Annotated in this window: 12 protein-coding genes and 2 tRNA genes; 12 read left to right on the top strand and 2 right to left on the bottom strand. The window is 60.4% G+C overall.

What is annotated here, in order from left to right; genetic code table 11:
* Window positions 1-84 precede the first annotated feature (84 nt).
* The 6 genes from CS919_RS09180 (at window position 85) to clpX (ending at window position 5160) form a co-directional block, all read left to right on the top strand.
* Window positions 85-156, top strand: a tRNA-Gly gene (locus CS919_RS09180).
* A 5-nt stretch (window positions 157-161) separates the two neighbouring features.
* A tRNA-Pro gene (locus CS919_RS09185) sits at window positions 162-238 on the top strand.
* Between the two features lie 478 nt (window positions 239-716).
* A complete protein-coding gene (gene tig, locus CS919_RS09190; RefSeq protein WP_099299178.1) occupies window positions 717-2255 on the top strand; it encodes a trigger factor in 1539 nt (512 codons plus the stop codon).
* A gap of 226 nt (window positions 2256-2481) precedes the next feature.
* Window positions 2482-3078 carry an ATP-dependent Clp protease proteolytic subunit gene (locus CS919_RS09195; RefSeq protein WP_099299179.1) on the top strand — a complete coding sequence of 199 codons (597 nt, stop codon included), beginning with the start codon at window positions 2482-2484 and terminating at the stop codon, window positions 3076-3078.
* Between the two features lie 2 nt (window positions 3079-3080).
* Window positions 3081-3701, top strand: a complete 621-nt coding sequence (locus tag CS919_RS09200; RefSeq protein ID WP_099299180.1) for an ATP-dependent Clp protease proteolytic subunit — start codon at window positions 3081-3083, stop codon at window positions 3699-3701.
* Window positions 3702-3885: 184 nt separating this feature from the next.
* Window positions 3886-5160: an ATP-dependent Clp protease ATP-binding subunit ClpX gene (gene clpX / locus CS919_RS09205; protein ID WP_099299181.1), complete on the top strand. Its 1275-nt coding sequence runs from the start codon at window positions 3886-3888 to the stop codon at window positions 5158-5160.
* Between the two features lie 16 nt (window positions 5161-5176).
* On the opposite strand, the gene CS919_RS09210 is transcribed toward clpX, so the two are convergent.
* Complete coding sequence (locus CS919_RS09210) at window positions 5177-6055, bottom strand: hypothetical protein (protein ID WP_143341784.1); 879 nt, start codon at window positions 6053-6055, stop codon at window positions 5177-5179.
* A gap of 167 nt (window positions 6056-6222) precedes the next feature.
* Here CS919_RS09210 and CS919_RS09215 point away from each other — a divergent pair, with 167 nt between their 5' ends.
* The 6 genes from CS919_RS09215 to ndk all read left to right on the top strand — a co-directional run bounded on the left by CS919_RS09215 (window position 6223) and on the right by ndk (window position 13949).
* The gene (locus CS919_RS09215) at window positions 6223-7263 is read left to right on the top strand and encodes a malate dehydrogenase (protein WP_099299183.1); all 1041 of its coding nucleotides are present in this window, start codon (window positions 6223-6225) and stop codon (window positions 7261-7263) included.
* Window positions 7264-7433: 170 nt separating this feature from the next.
* Window positions 7434-8426: an alpha/beta hydrolase gene (locus tag CS919_RS09220; RefSeq protein ID WP_234990889.1), complete on the top strand. Its 993-nt coding sequence runs from the start codon at window positions 7434-7436 to the stop codon at window positions 8424-8426.
* 39 nt (window positions 8427-8465) lie between these two features.
* Window positions 8466-11264, top strand: coding sequence for a valine--tRNA ligase (locus CS919_RS09225; protein WP_234990890.1), 2799 nt, complete (start codon window positions 8466-8468; stop codon window positions 11262-11264).
* A 145-nt stretch (window positions 11265-11409) separates the two neighbouring features.
* Complete coding sequence (gene folC / locus CS919_RS09230) at window positions 11410-12939, top strand: bifunctional tetrahydrofolate synthase/dihydrofolate synthase (RefSeq protein ID WP_306345852.1); 1530 nt, start codon at window positions 11410-11412, stop codon at window positions 12937-12939.
* Between the two features lie 107 nt (window positions 12940-13046).
* On the top strand, window positions 13047-13475 hold the full coding sequence (locus CS919_RS09235) for a DUF4233 domain-containing protein (protein WP_099299186.1): 429 nt from the start codon (window positions 13047-13049) through the stop codon (window positions 13473-13475).
* A gap of 63 nt (window positions 13476-13538) precedes the next feature.
* Window positions 13539-13949, top strand: a complete 411-nt coding sequence (gene ndk / locus CS919_RS09240) for a nucleoside-diphosphate kinase (RefSeq protein ID WP_099299187.1) — start codon at window positions 13539-13541, stop codon at window positions 13947-13949.
* A 116-nt stretch (window positions 13950-14065) separates the two neighbouring features.
* Here ndk and CS919_RS09245 read toward each other — a convergent pair whose 3' ends face one another.
* Window positions 14066-14866, bottom strand: a complete 801-nt coding sequence (locus CS919_RS09245; RefSeq protein ID WP_099299188.1) for a hypothetical protein — start codon at window positions 14864-14866, stop codon at window positions 14066-14068.
* Window positions 14867-15060: the final 194 nt, after the last annotated feature.

The raw sequence follows: 15060 nt of genomic DNA on the forward strand, positions 1-15060 counted from the left end.
GTAACTTCTCGTGGAAATCACACGGACTTCGGTCCGCATTTCACATGGTCACCCCTTGGGGTGACACCGATTAGTGATGGACACGGGAACGTCGTATAGTGGCTAATACCTCAGCCTTCCAAGCTGAAGACGCGGGTTCGATTCCCGTCGTTCCCTCTCGTCGGGATGTGGCGCAGGTTGGTAGCGCATCCGCTTTGGGAGCGGAGGGTCGCAGGTTCAAATCCTGTCATCCCGACCATTAACGTCAACCGGCTTGTCAGAATATTCTGGCAGGCCGGTTTTCTTATTCTCTTTTTCTTCCCGTCCTTATCGTTCCGACGCCAAGCTCGTTTCCGGGGCGAGCTGAGTGCGTGACCTGGGCGAGTCTCGGCCACTGGGGGCGCGGGCGCTTAGGGCGCGGGCGCTTGGGGTAGATCAAGCTTCTGTACAAAAACTGCCACCAGCTAGTCACACGCGCCACATTGTCCAGCGGAAATAATGGGAGCCCGGTGAGTTTTGGTACGGAAGTATGGCTGGGACGAGGTTGGCGTCGAAAAATATGGCCAACGAAGGTGCGCACGAGAGCGGGGGAACGGTTTGCTACTTGGCCAACAGAACGTGCAAAAGCGACCCCCAACGACGTGGATGTTGCCGACCAGATAAAATTGAGAGCCGACCACACAGGCATGCCCAGATCGGCCAGCCTGTAAACCAAAGAAAAACAGGAGTGTGCATTCGTGAAGAGCTCTGTAGAGAAGCTGAGCGCCACCCGCACCAAGCTCACCGTCGAGGTTCCTTTTGAGGAGCTCAAGCCAGAGTTCGATCAGGCGTACAAGGCCCTGGCTCAGCAGGTTAATATGCCGGGCTTCCGTAAGGGCAAGGTCCCAGCCAAGATCCTCGAGGCTCGTCTGGGCCGCGGCGTGGTGCTGGACCAGGTGCTCAACGAGATGATTCCTTCTCGTTACAGCCAAGCCGTGGAAGAGCACGACCTCAAGGTGCTGGGCCAGCCAGACATCGACATCGCAGAGCTGAAGGACGGCGAGCAGGTCACCTTCACCGCTGAGGTGGACGTACGCCCAGAGATCGAGGTTCCTGATTTCTCCACGATCTCCGTTGAGGTTGCGCCGCTGAAGGCTGACGACGACGCGATCGCCGCCGAGCTGGAGAACCTGCAGGCACGCTTCGGCACCCTGAAGAACGTTGACCGCAAGGTCAAGAAGGGCGACTTCGTCTCCATCGACCTGTCCGCCACCATCGACGGCGAGTCAGTGGAAGAGGCCACTACCGAGGGTCTGTCCCACGAAGTCGGAACCGACTCCCTCGTTGAGGGCTTGGACGACGCACTGGTTGGCATGAAGGCCGACGAAGAGAACACCTTCACCTCCAAGTTGGTCGCCGGCGAGCACGCCGACGAAGAGGCAGAGGTCACCGTCAAGGTGAGCTCCGTCAAGGAGCGCGAGCTGCCTGAGCTGGACGATGACTTCGCTCAGCTGGCAAGTGAGTTCGACACCCTGGACGAGCTGCGCGACTCCCTGAAGACTCAGGTTGAAGAGCAGATGAAGAACACCCAGGCCGGAGAGATCCGCGACAAGGTTCTGGCCGCTGCTCTGGAGCAGACTGAGGTTGCTCTGCCTGAGGCTGTTGTCAACGACCAGGTTGAGGGACAGATCCAGCAGATCATCGGCCAGTTCGGTGGCGACGAGAAGACCTTCGAGGCCATGCTCGCAGCCCAGGACATCACCCGCGAAAAGTTTGAAGAGGACTCCCGCGAAGCTGCCGAGGATTCCGTGCGCACCCAGCTGTTCTTGGATGCCCTGGCAGACAAGGAGCAGCCTGAGGTTTCTCAGGACGAGTTGATGGATCACATCAACTTCACCGCTGCGCAGTACGGCATGGATCCCAATCAGTTCATCATGCAGCTGCAGCAGGCCGGCCAGCTGGCGAGCCTGTTTGCCGACGTTCGCCGCGGCAAGTCCTTGGCTATCAACATTGCCAAGACTTCCGTGAAGGATACGGACGGCAACGACGTTGATCCGAAGCAGTTCTTCGGCATCGACGAGGCAGCTGCCGAGGGTGCTGAGTCTGAGGAATCTGCTGACAAGGCTGAGGACAAGAAGGACGATAAGTCCGAGTCCAAGAAGTACGAAGGCAAGAAGGCTGACAAGGATGCCAAGCCATCAGCCAAGAAGGCTCCTGCGAAGAAGGCTGCCAAGAAGACCGAGAAGAAGGAAGAGAAGAAGACCACGAAGAAATCCACCAAGAAGGACTCTGAGTAGTCTCTGACTCTCTAAATTCTCGAAGCACCTCGAATCTGCGGCGCCTTTACGGCACAACGATTCGAGGTTTTTCGTTGCCTGGGATCGGGAGCCTCAAGGTCCGAAAGGCAGCGGCGCGGGAAGTCCGTGCGCTGTCAGCGAACAACCCCGATCCGAGGCACAACCTTGGCCTAGCGATGACTAGGCTTGAGACCCATACATCAACGTCCATTCCATGAGGAGCACCATGAGTACTCATTCCATTCCGCTGGCTAACGGCGGCGGGGAAATGCCGAACATGACTGATTCGGTATTTGAGCGTCTGCTGAAGGAGCGCATTATCTTCCTCGGTAGCCAGGTTGATGACGAGATCGCCAACAAGCTGTGCGCCCAGATCCTGCTGCTTTCTGCAGAGGATCCCACCAAGGACATTTCCTTGTACATCAACTCTCCGGGCGGATCTGTCACTGCGGGCATGGCCATCTTTGACACCATGCAGTACGCACCGTGCGATATCGCTACCTATGGCATGGGCTTGGCCGCATCCATGGGCCAATTCCTGCTCTCCGCAGGTACCAAGGGCAAGCGCTACGCTCTGCCACACTCCCGCATTATGATGCACCAGCCATCCGCTGGTGTGGGCGGCACTGCAGCGGACATCGCCATCCAGGCCGAGCAGTTTGCTCACACGAAGAAGGAAATGGCAGAGCTCATCGCTGAGTTCACTGGCCAGTCCGTGGAGCAGATCGCCAAGGATTCTGACCGCGACCGTTGGTTCACGGCCAAGCAGGCCAAGGACTACGGCTTTGTTGATCACGTCATCACTTCTGCGAAGGAGAAGTAAGAATGAAGATGCCTGATATGCGTTACATCCTTCCTTCCTTCGTGGAGCACTCCACGTACGGAGCGAAGGAATCCAACCCTTATAACAAGCTGTTCGAAGAGCGCATCATCTTCCTGGGAACCCAGGTGGACGATGCTTCTGCGAATGACATCATGGCGCAGCTTCTGGTCCTGGAGGGACTGGACCCTGATCGCGATATTACGATGTACATCAACTCCCCAGGTGGCTCTTTCACCAGCTTGATGGCCATTTATGACACGATGCAGTACGTCCGCCCAGACGTGCAGACTGTCTGCCTCGGCCAGGCTGCATCCGCAGCCGCTGTGCTGTTGGCCGCCGGCACTCCCGGCAAGCGTGCGGCACTGCCAAATGCCCGCGTCCTGATCCACCAGCCCGCTTCCGGCGGCGTACAGGGCCAGGTTTCTGACTTGGAGATCCAGGCCAAGGAAATCGAGCGCATGCGTACCTTGATGGAAAAGACGCTGGCTCGCCACACCGGCCGCACCGAGGAGCAGGTTCGCATCGATACGGACCGCGATAAGATCCTCACCGCCAAAGAAGCCAAGGAATACGGCATCATCGACCAGGTATTCGAGTACCGCAAGCTGTCCGCTCAGGAGTAATCCGCGGCAGTCACCATATGCCTGCCGATTGTTCGGCGGGTACGTTTCCCCAGTGTCCGACACGGCACTGGGGAACACCTTTTTTGTCTCACCCCGGAGTATTCTTGGGGGCAGTCGTTTCAACCAGTCAATGCGCGCGGAACTCGCTTCTGCGCGCGTCGATAGAAAGCAGTAGCAAAGTCGTATGCCAGAAAGTGCTGAACTGCTGAAGTGCTCCTTCTGTGGGAAGAGCCAAAAGCAAGTGCGCAAGCTCATCGCCGGCCCGGGCGTCTACATCTGCGATGAGTGCATCGAGCTGTGCAATGAAATCATCGAAGAGGAGATGCTCGCGGCTCCGTCCTCGGAGAATTCCGAGCAGCTGCCCACTCCTTCTGCTATCGCCAAGTTCTTGGACAAGTACGTCATCGGGCAGGACGAGGCCAAGCGCACTCTAGCCGTGGCTGTGTACAACCACTACAAGCGCATCCAGGTGGAGCAGTCCAACGCGACCGCCCGCCGTTCTGATGACGAGGTGGAACTGTCCAAGTCCAACATTTTGATGTTGGGCCCGACGGGTTCGGGTAAGACGTATCTTGCCCAGTCGCTGGCTCGTATGTTGGATGTTCCTTTTGCTATCGCCGACGCCACCTCTCTCACCGAAGCGGGATACGTGGGTGAAGACGTGGAGAATATTCTGCTGAAGCTGCTGCAGGCGGCGGATTTCGATGTGGATAAGGCCCAGCGCGGAATTATCTACGTGGATGAGGTGGATAAGATCTCCCGCAAGTCTGAGAACCCCTCGATTACGCGTGACGTGTCCGGCGAGGGCGTGCAGCAGGCGCTGCTGAAGATTCTGGAAGGCACTGTGGCGTCTGTTCCACCGCAGGGTGGGCGCAAGCACCCCAACCAGGAGTTCATTCAGTTTGATACGAAGAACGTTCTGTTCATCGTGGCGGGCGCTTTTGCCGGTCTGGAAGGCGTGATCGCGGAACGTCGTGGCAAGAAGGGTCTGGGCTTCGGTGCAGAGATCTCTTCTAAGTCTGAGGCGGACGATAATCCGTTCGAGTTCGTGGAGCCGGAAGATCTGGTGAAGTTCGGCCTGATACCAGAGCTCATCGGTCGCCTTCCGGTGCTCACTCACGTGGGGCACTTGGACGAAGAAGCATTGGTGCGCGTGCTCACCGAGCCGAAGAACTCACTGGTGCGTCAGTACGAGCGCCTCTTCGATATGGACGGCGTGCGCCTGACCTTTGAAGAAGATGCGCTCAAGGAGATCGCTCGGCAGGCGCTGGCTCGCGAAACTGGAGCCCGCGGATTGCGTTCCATCATGGAATCCATTCTGCTGCCAGTGATGTTCTCCATTCCGGAAGATGAGGACACCGGAGAGGTCATCATCACCGCAGACTGTGCTGCGGGCAAGGCTGAGCCCACGCTGCTGACCCACGAAGAAGTAGCTAAGCGGGACAAGAAATCCGCCTAGCGGATAAGCACACCGGCTACTCGTGCCGATACAGATCGGTAGCTGAGTAGTCGGTGTTTGCGTCGGACGAAGAAGAAACAACACCACGAGACAACGGGGCGGGGGACTGCTCGCGGGAGTACAACGTCGCTGCTACCGACGGGCCGACAGCCAACGAGAGCGACGAATGCGTGTAGCTACTGCCCTGCGAGGTGGGCATGGGGGTGGTGAGGAACGCGAGGACGGCATCAGTCGCCAGAGCTTCCAGACCAGCTGTGTTGCTGGCATCGGTGGCGTTCATGCCGTAGAGCTTGTGAAACGTTGACCCCATGGAGACGGGGAAACTGCACAGGGACAGCATGAGGACGTATACATCCTCGGCGGAGATGCCCGCGCGGAAAGCTCCGACATCGTGGCCGCGCATGAGAATTCGATCCAGCTGCAGCATCATTGGGGAATCGTCCAAGGGGACGTGACGGCGGGACAGCTGCGCGGAATCGAAGAGGTTCTCCGACACAATGAAACGCAGCGCCTGCGGATTGTTTCGTCCGCATCGGAATAACTCGCGGAACAGGGTGCGGATCGCATCGGCGGGCACGGCGGAGGAGACGGAATCGGCGGAGACCACGTCAGCCGCGGGCCACAGTTGGGATAAGGCAAAGCGCAGGCACTCGTCGTAGAGCAACTCAGTGTCCTGAAAGAGCTGGTGAGAGGGCTCGTGACCGGCGGATTCCGCCAGCTCTGCGATGGTGGCCTCTGGAACCGCGGGACCAGTGCGCACTAACACGGACAGCGCCTGTTGCATGAGTTCCTGGTACTGCGTGGCGGTTAACCCATAGCGCGACCACGACGAAGGCAGCGGTACGGAGCCACTGTCTCGCCGAGATGAAGCCGCAGGATCTGATGGGGAAGACACGTCCTCATGCTAGTCACGGCCTGCCTGCTGGCACCCGGAGGGGGAGGTGAGTGGAGGGGAGACGAATGGAGGGGAATCAGCGGGAAGCTTGAGAGCGAAACCCCTAGGCGCAGGTTCGACTACCGTGGAAGTTGAACCTTAAACCATCACCATCGCAGGAGTTCACGATGACTATTCAAGAACCCACCTCCGCCAACCTCGCAGGCCAGACCCAGGGCAACGGCGAGCCGCACAATGCAGAAGTCAACGTGGCTATCACGGGCGCTGCCGGGCAGATTGGCTACTCCCTGCTGTGGCGTCTGGCCACTGGCGAGGTGTTCGGCGAGCGCCGCGTGAACCTGCGACTCATCGAGGTGGGCGAGGGCGTGAAGGCCGCCCAGGGCGTGGCTATGGAACTGCTCGATAGCGCGTTCCCGCTGCTGGGGCAGATTACCGTGACGGAGGATCTGCACGAGGGCTTCCGTGACGCTCACGCCGTGTTCTTGGTGGGTGCGAAGCCTCGGCAAAAGGGCGAGGAGCGCTCTGATCTGCTGGCGGCCAACGGTGGAATCTTTGGCCCGCAGGGCAAGGCGATCGGCGAGGTTGCCTCTCCCGATGTGCGCGTCCTGGTGGTGGGCAACCCAGCGAACACGAACGCGGCGATCGTGGCGGCACATGCCGAGGGAACCGACCCGCGACAGATCACGGCCATGACTCGCCTGGACCACAACCGCGCGTTGGGACAAGTTGCGGAGAAGTTGGGTGTGGGCGTGGCCGAGCTGGATCGGATGATTGTGTGGGGCAACCACTCGGCATCGCAGTTCCCTGATGTCACAGAGCTAACGCTGAATGGAAAGCCGGTGGCGGACCAGTTGGATCAGGCGTGGCTGACGGAGGAGTTCATCCCTCGCGTGGCCAAGCGCGGCGCGGAGATCATTGAGGTGCGCGGGCGTTCTTCCGCAGCCTCCGCAGCAAGCAGCGCGGTGGATCACATGCGCGATTGGTTCAATGGCATCGACGATGACTGGGTTTCTGTGGCGCTGCCTTCCGATGGTTCCTATGGGGTGCCGGAGGGCATCGTGTGCTCCTTCCCGTGCCGGTTGGTTGATGGCCAGTGGGAGATCGTCCAAGGGCTAAGCATCAACGAGTTCCAGCAGGAGCGCATTGATAAGACCGTGGCGGAGCTGCAGGAGGAGTTCCAGACCGTCAAGGACCAAGGACTGGTCTAACTTTCTCCCGGCGAGGATTGCCGTTTCTGCCCACGGAATAAGGGAGTTATGTTTGGCTATAAAACATTACCTCTCCTCACGCGCCTACCACCGTCTCACCACCGACGTTCCCGCTGGCCACACGCATCACCGCCCGTGCTGCTGGTGCGCTAACATCGCTTCCACCCGCCGTGTTGCGTCTGTTCGGGCAACCCACCAACACCGATGGCGACACGCTGGACGCTGATGTCCGCGCCTCCTTGCTGGCGCTAAAAGTGGTATCTGGCGAAGACTTCGCGGACCTCGAGCCGTCGGCTGGGCGCACCATCATTGACCACGAGGCGCACCACGGCGCGCTGACGTATATGCAGGTCGGCTCTGTCACGGAGTATCTGGTCGACGGCGTACGAGTTCGTCATTACCGCCCGGCTAGGCGAGGCGGCACCGCACCGGAGTCAGAGGAGATGCCCACCTTGATCTACATGCACGGCGGAGGATGGGTGCTCGGCTCGCTGAATTCACACGATTCCACCTGCCGCTGGATCTGCGCAAAAGCCGAGGTGGCCGTGATCAGCGTGGATTATCGCCTGGCACCGGAGGCACCGTTTCCCGCCGGATTGGTCGACGTCACGGCCGTGGCCAGCGCCGCCTTGTCCGGAAAGATCCCGGGGGTGGACCGTCACCGCGTGGCAGTGGGAGGGGACTCCGCAGGAGGCAACCTCGCTGCCGCACTGTGTCTGCGGCTGCGGGACGAAGGCAAAGCGCTACCTCGGCTACAAATGTTGTTTGTCCCTGCGACCGATCTGCGCACCCTGGATACCGCAAGCCACAGAGAGTTTGCGAAAGATTACTTCCTCACGGCCAAGCACATGCGTTGGTACCGCGAGCACTACACACCCAATGAGGACGATAGGGATAGCCCGTATGTCTCCCCGCTCGCGGCGCAGGACCTTTCCGGGTTACCGGCTGCTTATGTAGCTGTGGCGGGATTCGATCCTTTGCGTGATGAGGGGGAGGAGTATGCAAGGAGGATGCGAGACGCGGGAGTGCTGGTGAGTTTGCGTCGACACCCAGGATTGGTGCACCCCTTCGTGAATTCCACCGGGGTATGGAGAGGAGCACGGGCCGCACTCGACGAAGCAGTGGGCGCATTGCGCTTGGGCTTGGGCGTGGTTACGCCTTGAATGAAGGGGCTGTCCGGAGGTCTATTACACTGGTGATTCGTGAGCACATCTAGCCTGAACCCCCAGTCCTCCGGCGCTGCTGGACGTTCCATCGGCGCCGACCGTTCCTCCCAACTGCCTGCTGCATGGAACCCGGCAGAGGTAGAAAAGGACCTCTACCAAGGGTGGGTAGACAAGGGATACTTCACGGCGGATGCGTCCAGCTCGAAGCCACCTTTTAGCATCGTGTTGCCACCGCCGAACGTCACCGGCCAGCTGCACATGGGCCATGCCCTAGACCACACCCTGATGGACCATATGGCGCGCCGCAAGCGCATGCAGGGCTTTGAGGTGCTGTGGCTGCCTGGTGCTGACCACGCAGGCATCGCTACCCAGACCAAGGTAGAAGCCAGCCTGAAGGAGACCGAAGGCAAGGGCCGTTTTGATTACTCCCGCGAAGAGTTCATTGAGCGCGTGTGGGAGTGGAAGGAGCGCTACGGTGGGGTCATCCAGAACCAGATGCGGGCCATCGGTGACTCTGTGGACTGGTCCCGTGAGCGCTTCACCTTGGATGAGGGGTTGTCCCGAGCCGTGCAGAAGATCTTCAAGGCTCTGTTTGATCAAGGGCTGATCTACCGCGCGAACCGCCTGGTGAATTGGTCTACGACCTTGCAGACCGCGATTTCCGATATCGAGGTTGTGCACTCGGATGACGAGGGCGAGCTCGTTTCTATCCGCTACGGTTCCCTCAACGATGATGAGCCGCACGTGATTGTGGCCACCACTCGCGTGGAAACCATGCTGGGCGATGTGGCCGTGGCCGTGCACCCAGACGACGAGCGCTACGCAGATCTGGTGGGCACCACGCTGCCGCACCCATTCCTGGATGACCGCCGCATGATCGTGGTGGCCGATGATTATGTGGACCCCGAATTCGGAACCGGTGCGGTGAAGATCACCCCGGCGCACGATCCGAACGACTTCGAGCTGGGCAAGCGCCACGATCTGCCCATGCCGGAGATCATGGACGAAACCGGGCACATCGCCAACACGGGGACACAGTTCGATGGAATGGAACGCTACGAGGCGCGCGAGCAGATCCGCCTAGCTTTGGAGGAGCAGGGACGGATCGTAGGCCGAAAGTTCCCGTACGTTCACTCCGTGGGCCACTCCGAGCGCTCCGGTGAGGCCATCGAGCCGCGCCTGTCGCTGCAGTGGTACGTCAAGGTAGACCAGCTGGCCAAGATGGCCGGCGATGCTGTGCGCGAGGGCGATACCGTGATTCACCCCGCCTCCCAGGAACCACGTTGGTTTGACTGGGTGGATGACATGCACGATTGGTCCATTTCCCGCCAGCTGTGGTGGGGTCACCGAATCCCGATTTGGTACGGGCCAGACGGCGAAGTGGTGTGTTGTGGTCCCGACGACGATGCCCCGACCGGCGAAGGCTGGCGGCAGGACGAAGACGTTCTGGATACCTGGTTTAGCTCTGCGCTGTGGCCGTTCTCCACGATGGGCTGGCCGGATGCTACTGATGAGCTAGCCAAGTTCTATCCGACATCCGTGTTGGTCACCGGCTACGACATCCTGTTCTTCTGGGTGGCGCGCATGATGATGTTCTCCACCTTCGCGGACACCCTGGACGGTTCCCCGCTGGCGGGCGGCCCTAATGGCGTGCCGTCTGCAGAGCGCGGTGGACGTCCGCAGGTGCCGTTCCGCGACGTGTTCCTGCACGGACTGGTGCGTGATGAGCAGGGCCGCAAGATGTCCAAGTCTTTGGGCAACGGCATCGACCCTATGGATTGGGTGCGGGACTACGGCGCCGATGCGCTGCGCTTTACCCTGGCTCGTGGCGCCAACCCGGGCAGCGATCTGCCCGTGGGCGATGATTCCGCGCAGTCTTCCCGAAACTTTGCCACCAAGCTGTATAACGCCACCAAGTTTGCGCTGATGAACGGCGCTCAGGTGGGTGAACTGCCTGCCCGTGACGAGCTGACTGACGCGGACCGCTGGATCCTGGATCGTCTAGAAGCCGTGCGCGAGCACGTGGACATGGCGCTGGATCGCTACGAGTTTTCCTGGGCTAATGAGTCCCTCTACCGCTTTGCCTGGGGCGAGTTCTGCGATTGGTACCTGGAAATCGCCAAGGTGCAGATCCCGCGTGATTGGGATGCTGCCAGCCAGGAGGAGATTGCTCGCGGCATCAATACCCAGCTGGTGCTGGGCCGGGTGCTGGATTCCGTGTTGCGCTTGCTGCACCCAGCGATGCCGTTTGTCACAGAGACACTGTGGACGACGCTCACTGAAGGCGTGGAGGGCTACGAAGAATCCTTGGCGATCAGCCCGTGGCCAGACCAGTCGCTGACCAACGGTGGAGCAGAGCAGGACCAGGACGCTGTGCGTCGTATGGAAGACGTGGAGAAGATGGTCACGGAAATCCGCCGTTTCCGTAGTGATCAGGGAGTCAAGCCCACGCAGAAGGTCCCTGCCAGCGTGGACTTCGCTGCAGCTGATCTGGTGGAGCTGGAGCCAGCCGTGCGTTCGCTGGTGCGCTTGGGACAGCCGGAAGCAGATTTCACCGCTACCGCCTCGCTGGAGGTGCGCTTGTCTCAAGCCACCATCACCGTGGAACTGGATACCTCCGGCACCGTGGACGTGGCTGCCGAGCGCAAGCGACTGGAGAAGGACCTAGCCGAGGCGCAGAAGGAGCTGGACAACGCAGCCAAGAAGCTGAGCAACGAGAACTTCCTGGCCAAGGCGCCAGAGAAGGTCGTGGAAGGCATCAAGGAGCGTCAGCGCGTGGCACACGAGGAGCACGAGCGCATCTCTACCCGCTTGGCCGAACTGCCGCAGGCCTAGAGCCAGCTGTCGCATTCAGTTACTTAGCACGCACCTCGCCAGCCAGAACAGAGAAACGGAGACATCAGTGAGCAAGGACAACCGTGGCGCGGAGAACGCAGATCTCGAAGCCACAACTCAGGACGCGCCCACCGATGACGCGACGATCGAGGCGGCCCTGGAGCAACTTCCCGAGTTCGGCGAAGTCACGCTCGATGAGTCCGGACTGGCCTTGCCGATCGACGCCAACGCCGAGCACACCTCTGCAGCTGACTCCGAGGAGGCGATTGTCCGCCCCGTGACCGCCGAGGAAATGCGGGCGCTAGCGGAGACCGAAGCAGAGCTGGATTTGCGCTGGCCAGAGACGAAGATCGATCCGTCGATGGAGCGCATCGAGCTGCTCATGGATCTGCTGGGTAACCCCGAGCGCGCATTCCCTTCTGTGCACGTGGCTGGCACAAACGGCAAGACGTCCGTGGTGCGCATGGTGGAATCCCTTCTGCGCGCATTCCACCGTCGCACCGGGCGGACCACGAGCCCGCACTTGCAGCTGGTCACCGAGCGTATCGCGGTGGATGGCAAGCCCATTCACCCCGCCGATTACGTGGCGATCTGGAACGAGATCAAGCCGTACGTGGAGATGGTCGATGCGCGTAGCGAGGCCGACAGTGGCCCGAAGATGAGCAAGTTCGAGGTGCTCGTGGCCATCGCCTACGCTGCCTTCGCGGACGCGCCCGTGGACGTGGCCGTGGTGGAAACCGGGATGGGCGGTCGTTGGGATGCCACCAACGTGGTCAATGCAGACGTGGCCGTGATCACGCCCATCGGGCTGGACCATACGGATTACCTGGGCGAGACCATCGAGCTGATCGCGGGGGAGAAGGCAGGCATCATCAAGTCCCGCTGGGACGCCGAAGATTTGCTCACTCCGCCGGATAACGTCACGGTGATCGGCAAGCAGGATCCGGCCGCGATGAGCGTGCTGCTGGAGGAAGCCGTGGAGAAGGATTCCGCGGTGGCGCGTGACGGTGCGGAATTCGCCGTGTTGGAATCCAGCGTGGCCGTGGGGGGACAGCGTTTGACCATCCAAGGTTTGGGTGGTGTTTACGATGACATTTTCCTGCCCCTTTCGGGAGCTCATCAGGCAGATAACGCAGCGATGGCGCTGGCCGCCGTGGAAGCCTTTTTCGGCGCCGGTGGTGAGCGCCAGCTGGACATCGACCGCGTCCGCGAGGGCTTCGCTACCGTGGAATCGCCGGGCCGTTTGGAGCGCGTGCGCTCTGCGCCGAACGTATTCATCGATGCCTCCCACAACCCCCACGGTGCCAAGGCGCTGGCCGCGGCGATGGATCGCGATTTTTCTTTCCGACGCCTGATCGGCGTGGTCGGAGTGCTGGGCGATAAGGATGCGCGTGGCATCCTCACCAACCTGGAGCCCGTGTTGGACGAAGTAGTGGTGACCCAAACGAATTCGCCTCGCGCATTGGATGCGGATGTGTTGGCGGAATACGCTCGCGATGCCTTTGGGGAAGAGCGCGTCCATGTGGCCTACAACCTGCCCGGAGCGGTGGAGCTGGCCACCCAACTGGCGGAGGAAGATGACGATGGCATGCTCTCTGGTTCCGGCGTAATCATCACCGGATCCGTGGTCACCGCAGGTGAGGCGCGAACCTTGTTCGGCAAGGATCCTGCCTAGTTCCGTATAGCAGACAATTTTTCGCGGCGGAACTGCAGCGCAGTACAGTAACCAATCGGAGTACACCTCACGTATCGCGTGAATCAGCCGACAGGAGTGCCAGACACATGGCGAGCAAGCAGCAAGACAAGATGGGGCCACTAGGCCCCGGGCATGCGCCGAAGAACGATCCTCTGAAGGGCGTGCGCGGTGTGATGGCTGGTACTCACATCATGGAAGCCATCGTGATCCTGCTGGTGCTGACCGTGGTGACCCGCGTGGACAATGGCGAGGCTGCCACCACGCTCAACCTGATCTATGTGTCTGGCTTGGGACTGCTGATGGTGGCCGCCGCGTTCGTGCAGAAGGCCAAGTTTGCCGACGTACTGAATATCGGTCTGCAGGTAGTGGCCGTGGCGGGATTTTTCGTCCACATTTCCATGGGGGTGGTGGCGCTGATGTTCGCCGCCGTGTGGTGGTACATCTACCACCTGCGAAATAACCTGCAGGAGCGCATGAAGCGGGGCTTGTTGCCGAGCCAGCACCTAGACATTTAGGCCCGCGCAAAAGGGGGACTGCGAACGCGCGAGGGGAGCGCGTGGGCTGTAGAATCGGCAACCATGACTGAACGTACACTCATCCTGATCAAGCCAGACGGCGTCAAGAACGGCCACGTTGGCGAAATCATCGCCCGCATCGAGCGCAAGGGCCTGAAGTTGGTGGAGCTGGATCTCCGCACCGCTGACCGCGAGACCGCTGAGAAGCACTACGAAGAGCACTCCGACAAGCCATTCTTCGGCGAGCTGGTGGACTTCATCACCTCCGCACCACTGGTTGCAGGCATCGTTGAAGGCGAGCGCGCCATCGACGCTTGGCGTCAGCTGGCCGGCGGCACGGACCCAGTGTCCAAGGCCACTCCAGGCACCATCCGCGGCGACTTCGCTCTGACCGTGGGCGAGAACGTGGTTCACGGCTCTGACTCCCCAGAGTCCGCAGAGCGCGAGATCGGCATCTGGTTCCCCAACCTGTAAGCCTTCACGCTGTCGGTGGGGCCTTGCGCCCGCCCAACGAGCAATCCCCGGTAGCACCATTTAATCGGTGTAACCGGGGACTTTTGCTTGTGCCTTTGCTAGTGGAGTGTGTCCTGCTATTGGCCGTTTTTGATCCGTTCCTGGTACTGATGGCTGGACTTGGGGGATAGGGTGACCCACTCCAGTGCTTCATCCCGGCTGCGCAGTTCGCGGATGGTCACCACGTCACCGGACTTCTTGGCCTGCGTCAGAGCGTTGTTGATATCCGCCTCAGAAGCGCGCAGCTTTTCAGAGAGGATCTTCACCATTACCGCGTTGTGCATTTGAAATCCGCCCGGAACCAGCAGCAGTGCATAGGCTCCGGCGATCAGTGCCTCGGGGCCGCGGGCTAGCACGGCATCTTCTTGTGCAGCGCCCTTTTCTTCGACGCCATGCTCCCCACCTGCAGACCCGTCGCGAGCCTCCAGGAGATCCTCCGGCAGCGTGTAATACTGCGGCCGAGACAACTGGCGTCCAAGAAGCGTGTAGAACAGTGCGAATCCAATGAGCCCCACGATGAGGCCGGTGCCCCAACCTGGCCAGATGCGACCGATGTTGACGAGGAAGAATCCGGAGACAACCACTCCCAACAGCCGCATCTCTTCTCTCCAATTGGTAGCCGTGCGCTGGGCTTCCACATCCGTCTTGAGCGGATCGTAGTTATTGAAGCGCTCCCCGGGACGGCGCATCGCCTTCCACCACACCACTGCGCACCCGGCAAGACAGACCAACAGAATCAGAAATCCCACAGTTCGTCCCGGCTGGGCAACCGTCACGGCAATGGCCACGGCGAGGAGCGCAGCAAAAGCAGCCCGCGTTCCTACGCCGATGCTTCTGTTCTTGCCGAGGTCAATAAACTGCTGCGCCGTGATTTCCATGCAGCTCACTTTAGTGGTCCACCGGACAGGCTTCATGCGCAGCCTGTCCCGCGAGTGTGCAAGAATGGAACATGGATATTGACCCACAACGACGATGCGGCCGATGTCTAACCAGACCTCACTGTACTTTTTATTGCGCAGCGGTCGCCCGAGGCATGCTTTCGGTTGCGACGCATTCCTCAGAGGCGATTTCC

This window comes from Corynebacterium dentalis (assembly GCF_900232865.1).
In the GTDB taxonomy this organism is placed as follows: Bacteria; Actinomycetota; Actinomycetes; order Mycobacteriales; family Mycobacteriaceae; genus Corynebacterium; species Corynebacterium dentalis.

What these genes read in the sequence shown, in the direction of transcription:
- CS919_RS09195 (WP_099299179.1), top strand. Translation starts at nt 2,482, where the DNA reads ATGAGTACTCATTCCATTCCGCTGGCTAACGGCGGCGGGGAAATGCCG.
- CS919_RS09200 (WP_099299180.1), top strand. Translation starts at nt 3,081, where the DNA reads ATGAAGATGCCTGATATGCGTTACATCCTTCCTTCCTTCGTGGAGCAC.
- clpX (WP_099299181.1), top strand. Translation starts at nt 3,886, where the DNA reads ATGCCAGAAAGTGCTGAACTGCTGAAGTGCTCCTTCTGTGGGAAGAGC.
- CS919_RS09215 (WP_099299183.1), top strand. Translation starts at nt 6,223, where the DNA reads ATGACTATTCAAGAACCCACCTCCGCCAACCTCGCAGGCCAGACCCAG.
- CS919_RS09235 (WP_099299186.1), top strand. Translation starts at nt 13,047, where the DNA reads ATGGCGAGCAAGCAGCAAGACAAGATGGGGCCACTAGGCCCCGGGCAT.
- ndk (WP_099299187.1), top strand. Translation starts at nt 13,539, where the DNA reads ATGACTGAACGTACACTCATCCTGATCAAGCCAGACGGCGTCAAGAAC.
- CS919_RS09245 (WP_099299188.1), bottom strand. Translation starts at nt 14,866, where the DNA reads ATGGAAATCACGGCGCAGCAGTTTATTGACCTCGGCAAGAACAGAAGC.